We start from the raw sequence: 15,606 nt of genomic DNA, 5'->3' as shown, positions 1-15,606 counted from the left end.
TGCGCGACAGCACGCGACGGCCCTTGGCGCTCAGCTCAGCAGCCCGTACTGGGTCGCCTGCCGAACGGCCTGAGTTCGCGACTTGACGGCCAGCTTGCGGTAGATCCGCTTAGCGTGGAACTCGACCGTGTTGATCGAGAGGCAGATCGCTTCGGCAATCTGCCGATTGCTCCAGCCTTGCGCGATCAAGCGCAGCACATTGAGCTCCCGAGGTGACAGCAGCCCGGGAGCAGGCATCGGGGGCGAGACCGTGTCACCGTCGCGCAGCGCGGACTCGACACCCTCCGGTCTCGCGGACGCCGCAATCAGGCCGAGGACGCGACGCGCGACGCGTGCGTCCATCGGCGAACCGCCGCGCTCGATCGAGCGCAGCAAGAAAGAGAGTTCGGCATCGTCGGTGCTCGTCAGCAGGTAGCCGGAGGCTCCCGACGAGATCGCGGCTTCGACCAGCAGGCGGTCGTCGTCCTTCGACATGGCGATGGCGTCGATCTGCGGATACGCGCGCCGCAGGTGCGACAAGAGCGCGACGCCGCCATCATCAGTCAGGTGCATGTCGACCAGCACCAGGTCGTAGGGCAACGCGGCCAGCAGACGGATCGCTTCCGTGTGAGTGGAGGCGATCACGACGCGGCGACCCGGGGCCAAATCGCAAAGGAGGCGTCGCATGCGGTCGGCCAGGGCAAGGTCGCCCTCGACGATCAACGCACCGAAGAAGGCACAGCCCAGGGCGGCGTAGCGCCCGGCGAGTGCCGGCGCCGAATGTGCGCTGCTGATGGACAAGTGATTCATCATGAACAGACGCCTCCGATCACGCCGTCGGCCACGGGCCCGCACACTCGCACACCCTCCGCTACCCCACCTTCAGACAATCGAACCACGCATATCCCCTTGTTGTGCCCCGCGGCCTACCTTGAATGTCAACTTTCGTTTCGGGGTACTGCAGGAACGATGCCTGGAAGTCGGCCATGCGGCCCATCGCAACGATGGCTCGGTGAGTGCGTTGATTTCATTGAAGAAATGCAGCGGTAACGCCCGGGACCCCGCCGATGGAGCTGCGCGCCAGTCGCCGTCGTTACGGCCGTCACAGGCGGAACGTTACGTAGCATTGAGATACACATGCACCCGTCACGCTCATCCGCAACAATCGAGGCAATACGCGGTTACAAGGAGGCCGTGGCAAACGCCTCATCCTCCAGGCCAAATTAGTTGCGGCACACTTCTGATGCTGCTAACCTCAAGTCAAGAGCATAAAAACCCTTTGAGAGGATCACTGTGAAGACGAACAAACTGGTTGCTACCGTCGCCCTTGCCACCCTGGCAATCTCGTCGGCTTTTGCCCAAACGCAGGTTACCCCTGCGCCCGCAAGCAACAATCGCGCATTTACGCCGGGCCCTGCTGGCGCTCCGAGCGCAACCGCTGCTGGCCTTGGCGGCCTGACCCCCGTTCAATGGGGCGCTGTTGCAGGCACCGGCGCACTGATGCTGACCCTCGGCAGCAGCAACAACGGCAACGGCGGCGGCGGCTTCTTCGTCCCCGGCACGGGCACCACCGGCACGGGCACCACCGGCACGCGTTAATGCTGGTTGCCCTCCTGAAAGGAGGGCATTCGCTGAAAAGTCCGCGCGTTGCTTCCGCCACGCGACTCTTAGAACGTTGCCTTTGGGCAACGTTTTTCTTGGGCGTTGGCGGTTGCTCCTCCGGAACTTCAGCCATGCTGGATTCAGCTCGCCTGCTGTATCGCGGCGAGTCCTCAGCAACCCAGCCCGATTTCAATCCCAGCTATCGGTACCTGAGAACCAGCGTCAATGGGCGCGTCGTTTTCATGGTGCTCGGCTACATCGACCAGCGTGCCGAAGGGCCCGTCGAGGTTTGGTACAGCGGTTCGGGTGAGGTCGTCCGACTGCTGAATGGTCAGCTGGTCGGCACGACCGGGCTGCCTGTCGACTGGCGCGAGGTTCGGCTCCACAACCTTCCCGCTTGGCAGGCTCACGCCGCCAACTCCACACAGGCCTACGTTCGAGAGCGCGACCTCATGCCAGGATATCGCTTTGGCATTCGCGACGATATCGCGCGCACACCGATCACCCCGCCCACCGACAGCGCCCTCGCTGGCACGCCCACAAGCTCCTTGCGCTGGTATGAAGAGCGCAGCCTGTCCCATCCTGCGACAGCCTCCGTTCCACCCGCACGCTTCGGCGTTTCATTTGCTTCTGGCGCCCCCCAGGTCGTGTATTCGGAGCAATGTATTTCCCGCGACCTCTGCATGAGCTTCGAACAGTGGACACCCCCCGCACCAGCAGCCGGCACCGCGGCGCGCGCTGGTACATGAGCCCCTTCTTCCTGCGAGCCGTCAGCCCCCCGCATTGGCCCCGTCGAACGGCCCTTGCCTGCGCGTTGATGGCAAGTCTTGGTGCGCTGGCGGAGCCGTCGCAGAACACGGCGACCGTGGAGCCCGCAAATGATGCCGAGGTGCGCCCCGGCGAGCGACTGAGCACCTGGCTGCTGCGTCAGCCCGAAGGCACCGCTGCGCCCGGACTGGCATGGCGCGTGCCGCAGGAACGGCTGGCCCAACAGTTTCTGAAGAACACCCTGCTCGTGCGACTTGAAGCAGCCAGCAGGCGCGCACCGCGCTCCGAGCAACTCGATCGGTTGAAACTCATCACGTGGCTGCAGAACCTGCCCGTCACTGGTCGCGTGGCGCTGGGCATCGTAGACGCCCGCTGGTTGCAGGCCCACACGGATCAAGACCCCGTGCTGTCAGCCGGTCAGCAACTGGTTGCGCCCTCCCCGCAGTTGAAGACCATCGCGGTTGTCCGCCCTAATGGCGAGCTGTGCCACGTGGCGCACGAAGCCGGCCGGACCGCCTGGGACTACGTCATCGCCTGCGCCCCCGACAGCACCTACGACTGGGCATGGGTGGCGCAACCCGACGGCCGAACATCGCGCGTGGGCATCGCCCCCTGGAACGGACACCCCTCCGATGAACCGGCGCCCGGTGCATGGATCTGGACTGCACCGCGCGGCATGACTGAACTGGTCGACGCATCGGAAGGCATCATCAAGTTCCTGGCAACCCAGGGCCCTTCGCCTCAGACAGCGGCGCTGGGCACCACCACCGCCGCACTTGCAACAGCCAAGCCGGCCGCAGCAATCACTACGCCCATCCCGCCGCCGGTTCCGCCGGAAAGCGCCATCTCGGTGCGCCCCGATGCCTCGGCTCCGCAATACAAGGCACCTCGCACAAGCAGCAATGACTGGGGCGAAACCGGCCTGCTCCAGACGCCGACGGCACGCATGGGCGAGGCCGGCGACTTCCGCACGTCGATCAGCCACGTATCGCCCTATACGCGACTGAACGTGATGTTCCAGCCACTGGACTGGATGGAGGCGGGCTTTCGCTACACCTCCATCAGCAACCGCGCGTATGCCGCCAGCACCACTGGCCAGAGCAACAAGGACAAGAGCATCGACGTGAAGCTGCGGCTGCTGCGCGAATCCGCGTATGTGCCTCAGGTTGCGCTGGGCTTTCGCGACCTTGGCGGCACCGGCCTCTTTTCGGCCGAATACCTGGTCGCCAACAAGCGCTACGGCGATCTCGACTTCAGCCTCGGCATCGGCTGGGGATACCTGGGCAACAGCGGCAACATCCGCAACCCCTTGCTGGCACTGAGCAATCGCTTCAGAACGCGTACGGTGAGTTCCGCAACGGGCGGTGAAGCGAACTTCAAGGCTTTCTTCCGAGGTCCAGCCTCCTTGTTCGGCGGCGTCGAATGGCGCACGCCCTGGGATCCCCTGACCGTCAAGCTCGAGTACGAAGGCAACAACTACAAGAACGAGCCTCAGCAGAACAACCAGGTCCAGCGCTCGCCTTTCAACATCGGCCTGGAATATCGCTACTCACCCGGCGTCGCCTTCACCGCCGGCCTGGAGCGCGGCAACAAGGTGATGGTGGGCCTGACCCTGTCCACCAACATGGCGAGCATGCGAGCCAGTAAGCCCGCAGATCCGCCGCCGCCCCGCTTCACGCCGGAGGCGCCGGCCAATCCACCCGGCTGGGCCGCCACTGCTGCGGAGATTCAGGCACGCACCGAATGGACCGTGCAGCGCATCGCACCGCAGGGCGACAGCGCGCACGTCTGGATCACCGAAAGTCACACGGTGTACCGCGAGGCCCGCGTGCAGCAGATCATTGCCGTCATGCATCGCGATGCCCCGGCGTCGATCAAGCACTTCGTGCTTCACTACAACGAGCGCGGACTGGCACTGCACACTCAGGTCATCGATCGCAGCGAGTGGGTGACGGCGCACTACCAGGCACAGACGCCCGCAGAACTGCGCGCCACGGACCAGCGCGATTACGCCCCGCCGCGCGGCCGGACCGAAGACGGGCTCTACGTAGCGGCATCGCCGCAGCGCACACCCGCCGAGGCAACAACCGCCGCCACCGCATCGCCCGGCGAGACGCCGGCTATGGCTCCTTGGGAGCGGCGCACAGAAAAACTCACCTTCGGCCTGACCCCGAGCTTCTCGCAGATCCTCGGCGGCCCCGATGCCTTCCTGCTCTACCAACTCGGCGTCTCGGCCACCGCGGAGTACCGTTTTACACCGAGCACCTGGGTGAACGCCGCACTGAACTGGCGCTTGCTCGACAACTTTGACAAGTTCACCTACACCGCGCCCAGCAACCTTCCCCGCGTGCGGACCTACCAGCGCGAGTACGCAACAACCAAGCGGTTGACGATGCCGGTGTTTCAGCTGACCCACGTGGGCCGCCTGAACGAAGACCAGTACTACAGCGTCTACGGCGGTGCGCTCGAATCGATGTTCGCCGGCGTGGGCGCCGAATGGCTCTACCGCCCGTGGCGCAGCAGGTTCGCGTTCGGCATCGACATCAACCACGTACGCCAGCGCGACTTCGCTCAGGACCTCGGCCTGCGCGACTACAAGGTCAACACCGGCCACGCTACGCTCTATTGGGACACCGGCTGGAACGGGGTGCAGGCCAGGATCAGCGCGGGTCAGTACCTTGCGGGCGATCGTGGCGTCACTCTCGACATCAGCCGCCGCTTCGACAACGGCGTGACGATCGGCGCCTGGGCCACCAAGACCAATGTGTCCGCCGCACAGTTCGGCGAAGGCAGCTTCGACAAGGGCATCTACGTTTCCATCCCCTTCGACGCGCTGCTGCCTCGCTCGAGCAAGTTCACTGCGAACTTTGCCTGGGCCCCGCTGATACGGGATGGTGGTGCCAAGCTGGGACGGATCAACCCGCTGTTCGAGATGACGTCGATTCGAGACCCGAAGGCTTTCAGCTTCTCGCCGCCCGACGACAAAGCCCCCAAGGCGGGGGACAACATCCTCGACTTCAAGCGGGCGCAATAGGCGCTGCAGGCTGAAAACAAAAAGAGCCCCGATACGGGGCTCTTGATCTCAGCATTCCCCGGTGAGTCGGGGCAGGAAAAAAATGAAGCCGCTCTATCAAATCAGATTGCCACGGCAATCTGATTCGGCACGGATGGCTGGTTGGCCTCGCCCATCTGCGCAGCTCCGACTGCTGCTGCAAGCGGTTGAGCACGGTCACTCACACGGTGACGCTCCATATGCACCCAATCCACCACCTCCGCATGAGGCCGATAGCCGGGCAGCATCTGCGTCAGCGTCTGCTTCAGCATCGGCACATCGCTGCTTTCGAGTGCCGCATTCAGCGTCTCGAACTGGCGCCAGAGTTCACTCCATGGCAGGCAGGGATCGTGCGCCTTCATGACACGAGGATGCGCCGTAGGCATCGCGCTGTCACCAATCAGGAGCTCTTCGTAGAGCTTCTCGCCGGGTCGCAGCCCAGTCACCTGGAGCTCGATATCGCCATCCGGCGAATGCTCGTCACGGACCGTGCGCCCCGAAAGCTCCACCAGCCGACGAGCGAGGTCGATGATCCTCACCGGCTCGCCCATATCGAGCACGAAGACATCGCCGCCCTGCGCCATCGCACCCGCCTGAATCACCAACTGGGCGGCCTCGGGAATGGTCATGAAATAGCGCGTGATGTCTGCATGCGTCAACGTGATCGGGCCGCCCGCTTCGATCTGCTTTCGAAACAGCGGCACCACCGAGCCACTGGAGCCGAGCACATTGCCGAAGCGGACCATCGAGAAGCAGGTGTCCGAACTCTGCTGTGCCAGCCCCTGCAACGCCATTTCAGCGACGCGCTTGCTGGCCCCCATGATGTTCGTCGGCCGCACGGCCTTGTCGGTACTGATCAGGACAAAGTTGGGAACCTTGCACTCCATGGCAATGCGCGCCGTCGTGAGCGTGCCCATCGCGTTGTTTCGCACACCCTCTGCCGGGTTGTGCTCGACGAGCGGCACATGCTTGTACGCCGCCGCGTGATAGACCGTATCAGGGTGCCAGGTGCGCATCACTTCACGCAGCCGCGCAGCATCGCATACCGAGGCGAGCAATGGGACGACACGTACGTTCGGCGCCAACTGCTCCAACTCCTGGTGGATGCCATAGAGCGCGTATTCGCTCAGCTCTACGAGTAGCAGCGTGGAAGGCGACAATTGAACGATCTGCCGGCACAGTTCGCCGCCGATGGAGCCACCAGCACCGGTGACAAGCACCACTTGGCCGCGGATGTGCTTGTGCAGCAGATCCGCCACCGGCTCGACCTGATCCCGCCCCAACAGGTCTTCGATGTCGACTTCGACTAAGTCATTGACTTGGACCTTGCCGTTGGCCAGATCCAACAGACCCGGAAGCATGCGTACATGCAGATGCAAAGGCAACAGTTGGTTCAAAATTTCGACACGACGGCCGTGGCTTGCCGAAGGCATTGCAAGCAGGACATCCGTGATGCCCCAACTGGCGGCGTTGTCCTTGAGCCAATTTGAGGACTGGATGCGAAGGCCGTTGATCGTATTGCCCTGAAGATGCGGAGAATCGTCGATGAAGGCACGGATTACCATGTCTCGGCTTTGCATCAACGCTGCGGCCAACTGCAAACCGGCGCTACCTGCACCGTAGATCACGACCTGAGGCAGTTGCTTGCGCTGCAGTGCACTCATGTAAAGGCCGCCCAACCAATAGCGCGCAAACATGCGCGAGCCAGCAATGGCCAAGAACAACAGCAACGGCACCAGCAAACCCACGGTGCGCGGGACGCCCTGCACGGCAACCACCGAAAAGATCAATGCATAGCAGAGGCCAAAGAGCACGCTCGCGCGCACGATCGCCATCAGCGCGGCCGCTCCGGCATATCGGAAGATGGCCCGGTAGAGCCCGAACACCACGAAAAGCGGAAGCGCCAATGCGACAGCCACCGCAACGGCCGACCACTGAACGCCACGCAGTGTCATCCATTGCTCGAAACGGAAACTGAACGCCAACCAGACGCACAGGACGCAGAGCGCTGCGTCGACCCCCAGAGCCAGCATGCGCTTCATGGGGCGCGGCAAAGCGAGCAAGGGCGCAGCCAGACGATTGATCACACTGAAAACTCCTGCGGCGGTTGGAGTGCGCCGCGCTGCAACAATTGTCCGTGAAGGGTACCCACCCCTCCCCCCCAATTCAGGGGATTCGCGACACTCATAATGTCATTTTTTGTATCTTTTGCATCGACATGACTTTGGTCAGGGCGGCTGATTAGCTCACTCGATCAGCTGTCCCTTGGGCAGCAATGACCGATTCGAGCCCAGAGTGCCTGCTGCATGACCACATCCGCGTGGCAGTGGTCGCCAACGCCCTGACTACAATGCCAACGGCGTGCCCAGCCATCCTTCGGCTCTCTTGCTTAGATAGCGCGATCCGATCGCTCAACGAAGAACAATTGGTGAGGACATTTCGGTATGACATGTGATTCATGCTGGATATGAAGCACACGGCACGCAATACGCTGAATCTGACAATAGAGGCACAAGCCTTCGCAGGGAGCCCAAGTCTCATGAAATCTGTTCTGGTGGTATGCATTGGCAACATCTGCCGTAGCCCGATGGGGGAAGCACTGATTGCTGCAGCGTTGCCGCAGGTTCAAGTCGCGTCAGCGGGAACTGGGGCCTTGGTCGGGCACCAAGCAGATCCGATTGCACGCAAACTCATGGCCGAACGTGGCATCGACATCGAGGCCCACCGGGCACGCCAGCTTACAGGGCTGATGTGCCAGCAGGCAGACCTGATTCTTGCGATGGATGAAGCCCAACGGATTCACATCGGGCAGCGCCATCCGTTGACCCGAGGCAAGCTGTTTCGCCTGGGCGAAGTCGCACGCGTTGACATTCCCGATCCGTATCGCATGGGCCGTCCGGCCTTCGAGTACGCCCTGCAACTCATCGCTGACGGCGCCCAAGCTTGGGCCGAACGCATCCGCAAACTCTCATGACTCCTTCTGCTTCCACTTCGGCTCCCGCCACAGCATTCGCGCGCGACGATGACGACGATGCAATTCATCTGTCCGAGTACTTCGATATCTTGCTCGACCGAAAGTGGCTGGTGGCCGGCGTTACTGCCGTCGCTCTCGTCATCGGTACGGCCTACGCGCTTCTGGCTACACCGATCTATCAATCCAACCTTTTGATTCAGGTTGAAGACTCCGCTCCGGACGCGAAGAACTTTCTTGGCGACACCGCCAACCTCTTCGATGTAAAAACGCCAGCCACAGGCGAAATCCAGATCATCCGCTCGCGAATGGTTATCGGAGGAGCCATCGAGGCAAAGCAGCTGTACATTGATGCTCAGCCTCGCTACCTTCCGTTCATCGGCGAATGGCTCTCAAGGCGTGCCAAGGAACTGTCAAGCCCGGGCTTTCTTGGCATGGGAGGGTACGTTTCTGGCACAGAAGCGGTCAACATTGCCAAGTTTGACGTGCCTTCCACGTTCGAAGATCAGAAGCCTTTCACGATCACCGCGCTAGCCGGTGATCAATACTCGCTGAGCCATCCCGATCTTGCCGAACCATTGACCGGCACTGTAGGCAAGGTACTCAACCGAGAGGCTCCCGAAGGTGCCATCACCTTGGTGGTATCGCGACTCGACGGCAAACCCGGTGCCGAATTCTTGGTCTCGCGTGCATCGTTGCTCACCACCGTCGAAGACCTTCAAAGGCGTCTCCAATTGGGAGAACAGGGCAAGCAGTCGAACGTGATCAGTGTTTCGCTCGAAGACAGCGACCGCGACCGCCTGCGGAGCACGCTCAACGAAATCGGCGCTCAGTACGTTCGCCAGAACGTTGAGCGTAAAGCCGCCGAGGCCGAAAAAACCATTGAATTTCTTGACCGGCAGCTTCCCGAATTCAAGCAACAACTCGAAGACTCGGAAGACGCCTACGCACGCTTTCGCAATCAGAACGGCACCGTCGCTTTCGATGAAGAGGCCAAGGCTGCCCTGACCATGTCAGTGCAGCTGCAGACCAAGCTGCTGGAGTCCCAACAACTGCGACGCGAACTGCTTTCGCGCTTCACGGAGAGCAACCCCAAGGTCCGAATGATCGACGGCCAGATCGCGGCCGTTCGCCATGAGATCGAGGGCCTCGAGACCCGTGTCAGTGCCATGCCGGCCGTTCAGCGTGACGCCTTGCGGCTCGAGCGCGATGTGCGCGTCAATGGTGAGCTCTACAAGTCACTGCTCAATAGCTCACTGCAACTGCGCCTTGTGAAGGAAGGCAAGATCGGCAACGTGCGACTGCTCGATACCGCTGTCGAACCGAAGAAGGCCGTCAAACCGCAGAAGCCCTTGGTCGTCGCGCTTTCCCTGGTGCTCGGATTGTTGGCTGGCGTGGCCTTTGCCATTGTCCGAAGCAAGCTTTCAAGCGGCATCCAGAACCCGCAAGAAATCGAGGAGCGTCTCGGCCTCAACGTCTATTCAGTTGTGCCACTGGCGCTCGAGCAGGAAACGATTCTGGAGCATATTGCAGGCGGCGCGAAGGGTGTGCAATTGCTGGCCGTAACCTCCCCCGAGAGCCTTGCCATCGAGAGCCTGCGTAACCTACGTGTTTCCCTGCAACTGACTTTGATGGAGACCGGGAACAACCGTGTGCTCATCACGGGCGCTACGCCCGGCGTGGGCAAGAGCTTCGTCTCCGGCAATTTCGCCGTCATCATGGCGCAAGCCGGTAAGCGTGTTCTGTTGATCGATGCCGACCTACGCAAAGGTCATCTTCAAAAAGCTTTTGGCTTGCCACGTAAGGGCGGCCTGGCGGACGTATTGTCCGGCGAGATGACACCCGAGCAAGCGATTCATGCTCAAGTGGTCCCGAACCTGGACGTCCTGACCACGGGCGCCTACCCGTTCAATCCCGCCAACATGATGCTGTCGTCAGCGCTGGGCGAGTTGCTGGACGCCTTCTCGGAACGCTACGACTTGGTGGTGATCGACAGCCCGCCGGTGCTGGTGGCCGCCGATGCCGCTGCAGTTGCTGCGCATGCAGGTGCCGTGCTGCTGGTCGCTCGCGACAACCTGACCCAGTTGGGCGAATTGAACGAGAGCGTCAAGCGCCTGGCGCATGCGGGCCAACAAGTCAACGGCGTGGTCTTCAATGGCATGGACCTCTCACGCAGGCACTATGGCAGCTATGGCTACAAGTACGGTGGCTACCGGTACACCGAATACAAGTACAAAGAAGCTGGAGCGGCCTCGGAGTAACTGGCGAGACGCGGCTAGGGGAGCCGCTCTCCACCGGGCCTCTTCAGTGAGCCTCTGCAATGCAGAGAAATCAGCGACCTGCTTGTTGATGAGCCAGCCACCGCGTCAGCCGCGCGAACATTTCCCCGACAAACAGGCCGAAGCCATCTGCCCAAAGATCGCTCCATTCAGCGTATCGATCCGGCGTGAAAGACTGCAATATCTCGATGAGTGCGCCGTAGGCTAGCAAGCTAGGCAGCAGCCACATGCGCCCCGGCCAGGCCTTGTGTGCCAAGAAGGCCAATATTGCAAAGGCCAGAGCATGATTGCTCTTGTCCCAGCCGGTGCTGGGCATGGGGGTCGAGGAGGGCGCGAGCGACAGCACAAGAATCGCACAAACACAGGCCCAGAAAGCCCAGGCTGATAGCAACGCGAGCTTCGGCTTCACCTGCTTACGCTCTTTCGGGCTCGGGTCGCACGGAGACCTCCTCAGGCATCGACCACTTCGCCCGCTCGCAGCACGCGCCCAGCAGGAACCCTCACCCCATAAGCGAGCGCTGAGCCCACGGGCATCCACGCCGAGCGTCCGAGCACACTGCCCCCCGCCATGCCCGCATGGACACCGAGATGGCCAAATGACTCCACCACGCAGTCATGATCGACAACGGCGCCACAATTGACGATAACGCCCTCGCCCAGCTGAGCCCCGGTTCCGACGATAGCGCCGGCCATGATGGCACTGCCCTCCCCGATGGTGGCTGTGGGCGACACGATGGCTGCCGGATGAACCACCATCGCCAGCGTCAATCCCTGCGCCTTTACTTGCTGATGCAGAGCCTCGCGCAACGCGTTATTGCCGATCGCCACGATCACCGTATCGATTCGGCCACGGCAGTCAGCCAGCATTGCGGTTGTGCCCCAGACCGGGCAGCCCCACAAATGATGCTGCTGTGACTTGGCCGCGTCGTCCAGGAACGCCGTCAATGCATAGTCCTGCCCGAGCAATGCGGCCTCAGCAACGGAACGTCCGTGACCACCCGCGCCAATGATCAGCAAGCGCTTTTTCATCTGCTGCCTCATGTTCAGTGCGTCACACCTTCGCGCCTCAGCACCTTGACGAAGGTAAGCCATAGGATGCGGATATCAAACCAGAACGAGCGACGCTGAAGGTATTCGATATCGAGCTGGACCTTGGCAGGGATAGGTAATTCATCGCGTCCATTCACCTGCGCCCAGCCCGTCAGGCCCGGCACCAATACATCTACACCATGCTGCGTCCGCAGATCGATCAGATCCTGCTGATTGAAGAGCGCTGGTCGGGGCCCCACAAAACTCATGTCCCCGACCAAGATGCTCCAGAGTTGCGGCAGTTCGTCGAGACTGCTTTTGCGCAGAAAAGAGCCGATAGGCGTCAGATACACCCTGGGATCGGACAACAAATGCGTAGCTACTGCCGGCGTACCGACACGCATGCTACGGAACTTGGGCATCTTGAAAATGCGGTTATCGCGGCCGATCCGATCAGACCAGTAGAGAGCAGGCCCGCGAGAGGTAAGGCGTACTGCTATCGCCACGATCATGACGGGCAACAGCAACACGCCCCCCGCGCACAATACCAAAAACAAATCAAACAGACGCTTCACGCCAATATCCTTCTGCAGTCCTTTTCAAGCCCTCGTCAACTGAAGTGGGGGGCGTCCACCCCAGCAAGTCCCTCGTCTTTGAAATGTCGACTTGCAAAGAGCCACAGAGTCGTTGCACGGCATGGGCTTGACCCAGCATAGAAGTGCCTCGCTCCAACCAACTCGCCGGAACAGGAAGCAGCCGCGCAGGCTTCCCCATGGCCTGCCCCAGGCGTTTCAACAGTTGTGCGGTGGAAAGATCTTCACCGTCCGAAACCAGAAAAGTCTGATTGCCCGCTGCGGGGTGGTGCACGCAAGAGGTCAACAGATCCACCAAGTTGTCGAGCGACACCATGCTTCTGCGATTGCCGGTGATGCCCCCGAGCGGCAACGGAATTCGGCGCGCGACGATGCTCATCATCGTGCGGAAGTTCGCCTTGACGCCCGGGCCGTACACGAGAGGCGGACGAACGATCACCACTTCCATTCCGGTTTGCGTTGCCAGCTCTCGCAAGGCCTGCTCCGCCTCCAGTTTGGAAACGCCGTATGGATCCACCGGCGCTGTCGGCCCATCCGCTGAAAAAGCACTGCCGATCGACGTTGCTTCTCCGTTGGCTTTGATGGAGCTCACGAAGACAAAGCGTCGCACCCCCGCCTCTGCGGCTTGCCGCGCCAGTCGCAACGTTCCATGAAGATTCGTGCGCCGATATTCCATCAATGGATCGCTCGCACCGTCCGACATCACGTGGACGCGGGCGGCGGTGTGGATCACAGCGTCAACATTTGCGACAGCTTCTTGCCAGTCAGTTTCCGCACTGAGGTCGCCGACCATCGCGGTTTCGACCTTGAACTTCTCGAGCGCGGATTCACGACGAATCGCCGCGCGTACAGGCAGGCCATCAGCGAGCAGCCGCGCAATCAGCGCAGTACCTACAAAGCCCGTCGCTCCCGTTACCAAGATCATCTTGCCTCGCTTTGTTTTTTTGTGGCCGAGGCGGGAAAGGACAGCGACTGAAGCCATCCTTCCAATCGATTGATCAGCGAGCCTCGCTCGAATTCGCTGGCACTCAACGCAAGGCCATTCGCGCCCATTGCCTCGCGTTCTTCAGCCGATTTTTTCGAGAGATCCAGAACTGCCTTGGCAAGCTCCTGGTGATCCCCTGCGTTGCAAGTCAAACCAGCCACGGCATTTTTCACCACGTCAGCACCTTCGCCGTTCAGCATGGCCAATACGGGAACGCCTGCTGCCAGATACGACTGGAGCTTGCCAGGAATGGTCATGGAGAAGATCGGCTCGTTCTTCAAGCTGACCAGCAATGCGTCGGCATGCTTGAAGAAAGAGGACATTCGCTCCACTGGGTGCCGTCCCAGCATATGGACGCACTCCCGCAATCCGCGCCGCTGGATTTCATCGGCCACCCACTGCGCCATTCGGCCATCACCAACGATCAACCAACGGATGTTTCTGTGTTCCTTGAGCATCTCTGCCGCCGCAAGGATCGCCGGGAAATCTTGAGCATCGCCGATGTTTCCAGCGAACATCACATTGAAGCTTTCCGGTTGGACCTGTACCTCAGGCGCGGCAACCGCTTGCTCTACATCGAACAGCATCTCGGCCCAACTGGGGAAGTACTCGATTCGGCCGCTGTTGCCCGCGTACTTCTTGATTTGAGGCACAAAGCTTTTCGACTGCGCCAGGATCAGGTCGCAGCGCTTGTAGATGAACGACACAAGCCGTCCCACTGAACGCAGGATGAAAGGCGAATGAACCACGCCAATGGCTTCCAGCGTCTCGGGCCAGAGGTCCAGAACCCAGAAAGCCAGCGGTGCCCGTTTTACCGCTCGCAACGCAACTGCGGGCACGCCGACCGTGATGGGCGATGGCTCATAGGCGAGAACCGCGTCAAAGTCGCGCCCTCGCAGCTTCCACATCCCAAGCACGGAGGCACTGATCGCGAAGGTTGCAAAGTTCAGCATCAACCGGATGCCTCCCTTTCCACGTGCAGACATGGGCACCCGGACGACCTCCGCGCCTTCATAGCGCGCAAACTTCTCGGGGTCATCTCGGTACGCGGGGAAGACTTTGCCGTCGGGGTAGTTGGGCACGCCAGTCAGCACTGTAACTTGGTGACCACGCCGCACGAATTCGGCGACAAGATCATTGATCCTGAAGTTTTCCGGCCAGAAGTACTGAGAGACGACGAGCAATCGCATAGTGACGTCAGTACTTCTTCCAGACCACGCGGTTCACGTAGTCGGTGTAGCTGTGAACGATCCGCAGCACCTTGTCCGACACATTGGGCATGCTGTAGTCGGTCACCTGACGCAAGCCGCGCGCATCGCCTCGCGGCTGGCTCTCCAGAATCGCCAGCCCCTGGCGCACACGCTCCACCTCGAGGCCCACCATCATCACGGCGGCCTCTTCCATCCCTTCGGGCCGCTCATGCGCCTCGCGCAGATTGAGCGCCGGAAAATTCAGGATCGACGACTCCTCGTTGATCGTGCCGCTGTCGGACAACGTGGCGCGCGCCGAGAGCTGCAGCTTCACGTAGTCGTGAAAGCCCAGCGGCTTCAACAGCCGCACCTGCGGATGAAAGCGAGCGCCCGTCGCGTCGATGCGCTTTTGCGTGCGCGGATGCGTCGAGACGATGACCGGCAGGTCGTGGTCTTCGGCAACGGCATTCAGCACCGCCACCAGCTTGGCAAAGGACTGCGGCGATTCGATGTTCTCTTCGCGATGGGCACTGACCACGAAGTACTGCTCAGCCTGCAGGCCAAGCCGCTCCAGCACATCGGACGCCTCGATGCGCGGGCGGTAATGCGTCAGCACCTCGAACATCGGGCTGCCGGTCTTGATGACCAGATCGGGCGGCAGCCCTTCGCGCAACAGGTAATCACGCGCGATCGTGCTGTAAGTGAGGTTGACGTCCGCCGTGTGATCCACGATGCGGCGGTTGGTTTCTTCGGGCACGCGCTGGTCGAAGCAACGGTTGCCCGCTTCCATGTGAAAGATCGGAATCTTGCGGCGCTTGGCCGGAATCACCGAGAGGCAGCTGTTGGTGTCGCCCAGCACCAGCATGGCTTCGGGCTGCACCTCGCCCAGCACCTGGTCCACCGCGATGATGAGGTTGCCGATGGTGTGCGCCGCGCTGGTGGCGTTGGCCGCGCTGTTCAAAAAGTGGTCGGGCTTGCGCACGCCCAGGTCGTCGAAGAAGACCTGGTTGAGTTCGTAGTCGTAGTTCTGGCCGGTATGCACGAGCACGTGTTCGCAATGCTCGTCCAGCCGAGCCAGCACGCGCGACAGGCGAATGATTTCGGGCCGGGTGCCGACCACGGTCATGACTTTGAGTTTTTTCATTGAGTTATCCAAAG

The 15,606-nt window shown here is 61.3% G+C and carries 13 protein-coding genes; 5 read left to right on the top strand and 8 right to left on the bottom strand.

The window, feature by feature from the left end; genetic code table 11:
- Positions 1 to 30: 30 nt before the first annotated feature.
- Positions 31 to 780: a LuxR C-terminal-related transcriptional regulator gene (locus AC57B8_RS16275; protein ID WP_496480134.1), complete on the bottom strand. Its 750-nt coding sequence runs from the start codon at positions 778 to 780 to the stop codon at positions 31 to 33.
- A gap of 492 nt (positions 781 to 1,272) precedes the next feature.
- Between AC57B8_RS16275 and AC57B8_RS16270 the strand changes: the two genes are divergently transcribed.
- From AC57B8_RS16270 to AC57B8_RS16260, 3 genes are all read left to right on the top strand, one after another.
- The gene (locus AC57B8_RS16270) at positions 1,273 to 1,578 is read left to right on the top strand and encodes a hypothetical protein (RefSeq protein WP_082818080.1); all 306 of its coding nucleotides are present in this window, start codon (positions 1,273 to 1,275) and stop codon (positions 1,576 to 1,578) included.
- Positions 1,579 to 1,712: 134 nt separating this feature from the next.
- Positions 1,713 to 2,330, top strand: a complete 618-nt coding sequence (locus AC57B8_RS16265) for a YjbF family lipoprotein (protein ID WP_496480133.1) — start codon at positions 1,713 to 1,715, stop codon at positions 2,328 to 2,330.
- Positions 2,327 to 5,383: a YjbH domain-containing protein gene (locus tag AC57B8_RS16260; protein WP_496480132.1), complete on the top strand. Its 3,057-nt coding sequence runs from the start codon at positions 2,327 to 2,329 to the stop codon at positions 5,381 to 5,383. The genes AC57B8_RS16265 and AC57B8_RS16260 overlap by 4 nt, the downstream gene beginning before the upstream one ends.
- A 101-nt stretch (positions 5,384 to 5,484) precedes the next feature.
- On the opposite strand, the gene AC57B8_RS16255 is transcribed toward AC57B8_RS16260, so the two are convergent.
- Positions 5,485 to 7,443 (bottom strand): polysaccharide biosynthesis protein, encoded by a 1,959-nt coding sequence (locus AC57B8_RS16255; RefSeq protein ID WP_496480131.1) that lies wholly within the window; start codon positions 7,441 to 7,443, stop codon positions 5,485 to 5,487.
- Positions 7,444 to 7,940: 497 nt separating this feature from the next.
- Between AC57B8_RS16255 and AC57B8_RS16250 the strand changes: the two genes are divergently transcribed.
- Together AC57B8_RS16250 and AC57B8_RS16245 are read left to right on the top strand one after the other, a co-directional pair.
- Positions 7,941 to 8,375 (top strand): low molecular weight protein-tyrosine-phosphatase, encoded by a 435-nt coding sequence (locus AC57B8_RS16250; RefSeq protein ID WP_496480532.1) that lies wholly within the window; start codon positions 7,941 to 7,943, stop codon positions 8,373 to 8,375.
- On the top strand, positions 8,372 to 10,633 hold the full coding sequence (locus AC57B8_RS16245) for a polysaccharide biosynthesis tyrosine autokinase (RefSeq protein WP_496480130.1): 2,262 nt from the start codon (positions 8,372 to 8,374) through the stop codon (positions 10,631 to 10,633). The genes AC57B8_RS16250 and AC57B8_RS16245 overlap by 4 nt, the downstream gene beginning before the upstream one ends.
- 70 nt (positions 10,634 to 10,703) lie before the next feature.
- Here AC57B8_RS16245 and AC57B8_RS16240 read toward each other — a convergent pair whose 3' ends face one another.
- From AC57B8_RS16240 to wecB, 6 genes are read right to left on the bottom strand one after another with little or no spacing between them, the layout of a single operon-like run.
- Positions 10,704 to 11,060 carry a VanZ family protein gene (locus AC57B8_RS16240; protein WP_496480129.1) on the bottom strand — a complete coding sequence of 119 codons (357 nt, stop codon included), beginning with the start codon at positions 11,058 to 11,060 and terminating at the stop codon, positions 10,704 to 10,706.
- A 41-nt stretch (positions 11,061 to 11,101) separates the two neighbouring features.
- Entirely contained in the window at positions 11,102 to 11,680 is a 579-nt protein-coding gene (locus AC57B8_RS16235; RefSeq protein ID WP_495269522.1) for a PglD-related sugar-binding protein, read from the bottom strand.
- Positions 11,681 to 11,694: 14 nt separating this feature from the next.
- Complete coding sequence (locus AC57B8_RS16230; protein ID WP_496480128.1) at positions 11,695 to 12,255, bottom strand: sugar transferase; 561 nt, start codon at positions 12,253 to 12,255, stop codon at positions 11,695 to 11,697.
- Positions 12,239 to 13,255, bottom strand: coding sequence for a UDP-glucose 4-epimerase family protein (locus AC57B8_RS16225; RefSeq protein ID WP_496480127.1), 1,017 nt, complete (start codon positions 13,253 to 13,255; stop codon positions 12,239 to 12,241). Before AC57B8_RS16225 ends, AC57B8_RS16230 begins: the two co-directional genes overlap by 17 nt.
- Positions 13,195 to 14,448, bottom strand: a complete 1,254-nt coding sequence (locus tag AC57B8_RS16220) for a glycosyltransferase family 4 protein (RefSeq protein ID WP_496480126.1) — start codon at positions 14,446 to 14,448, stop codon at positions 13,195 to 13,197. The genes AC57B8_RS16225 and AC57B8_RS16220 overlap by 61 nt, the downstream gene beginning before the upstream one ends.
- A gap of 7 nt (positions 14,449 to 14,455) precedes the next feature.
- Positions 14,456 to 15,592: a non-hydrolyzing UDP-N-acetylglucosamine 2-epimerase gene (wecB, locus tag AC57B8_RS16215; RefSeq protein WP_496480125.1), complete on the bottom strand. Its 1,137-nt coding sequence runs from the start codon at positions 15,590 to 15,592 to the stop codon at positions 14,456 to 14,458.
- Positions 15,593 to 15,606 lie beyond the last annotated feature (14 nt).

The organism is Variovorax sp. BGA-UO-ETr-C22, from assembly GCF_059567965.1.
Note: the sequence above shows the minus strand (reverse complement) of the source record. Positions and strands in the feature narration are given on the sequence as shown.

Excerpts from the sequence above, each read along its gene's own strand:
- AC57B8_RS16265 (WP_496480133.1), top strand. The coding sequence starts at position 1,713 with ATGCTGGATTCAGCTCGCCTGCTGTATCGCGGCGAGTCCTCAGCAACC.
- AC57B8_RS16260 (WP_496480132.1), top strand. The coding sequence starts at position 2,327 with ATGAGCCCCTTCTTCCTGCGAGCCGTCAGCCCCCCGCATTGGCCCCGT.
- AC57B8_RS16255 (WP_496480131.1), bottom strand. The coding sequence starts at position 7,443 with ATGAAGCGCATGCTGGCTCTGGGGGTCGACGCAGCGCTCTGCGTCCTG.
- AC57B8_RS16250 (WP_496480532.1), top strand. The coding sequence starts at position 7,941 with ATGAAATCTGTTCTGGTGGTATGCATTGGCAACATCTGCCGTAGCCCG.
- AC57B8_RS16245 (WP_496480130.1), top strand. The coding sequence starts at position 8,372 with ATGACTCCTTCTGCTTCCACTTCGGCTCCCGCCACAGCATTCGCGCGC.
- AC57B8_RS16235 (WP_495269522.1), bottom strand. The coding sequence starts at position 11,680 with ATGAAAAAGCGCTTGCTGATCATTGGCGCGGGTGGTCACGGACGTTCC.
- AC57B8_RS16225 (WP_496480127.1), bottom strand. The coding sequence starts at position 13,255 with ATGGCTTCAGTCGCTGTCCTTTCCCGCCTCGGCCACAAAAAAACAAAG.
- AC57B8_RS16220 (WP_496480126.1), bottom strand. The coding sequence starts at position 14,448 with ATGCGATTGCTCGTCGTCTCTCAGTACTTCTGGCCGGAAAACTTCAGG.
- wecB (WP_496480125.1), bottom strand. The coding sequence starts at position 15,592 with ATGAAAAAACTCAAAGTCATGACCGTGGTCGGCACCCGGCCCGAAATC.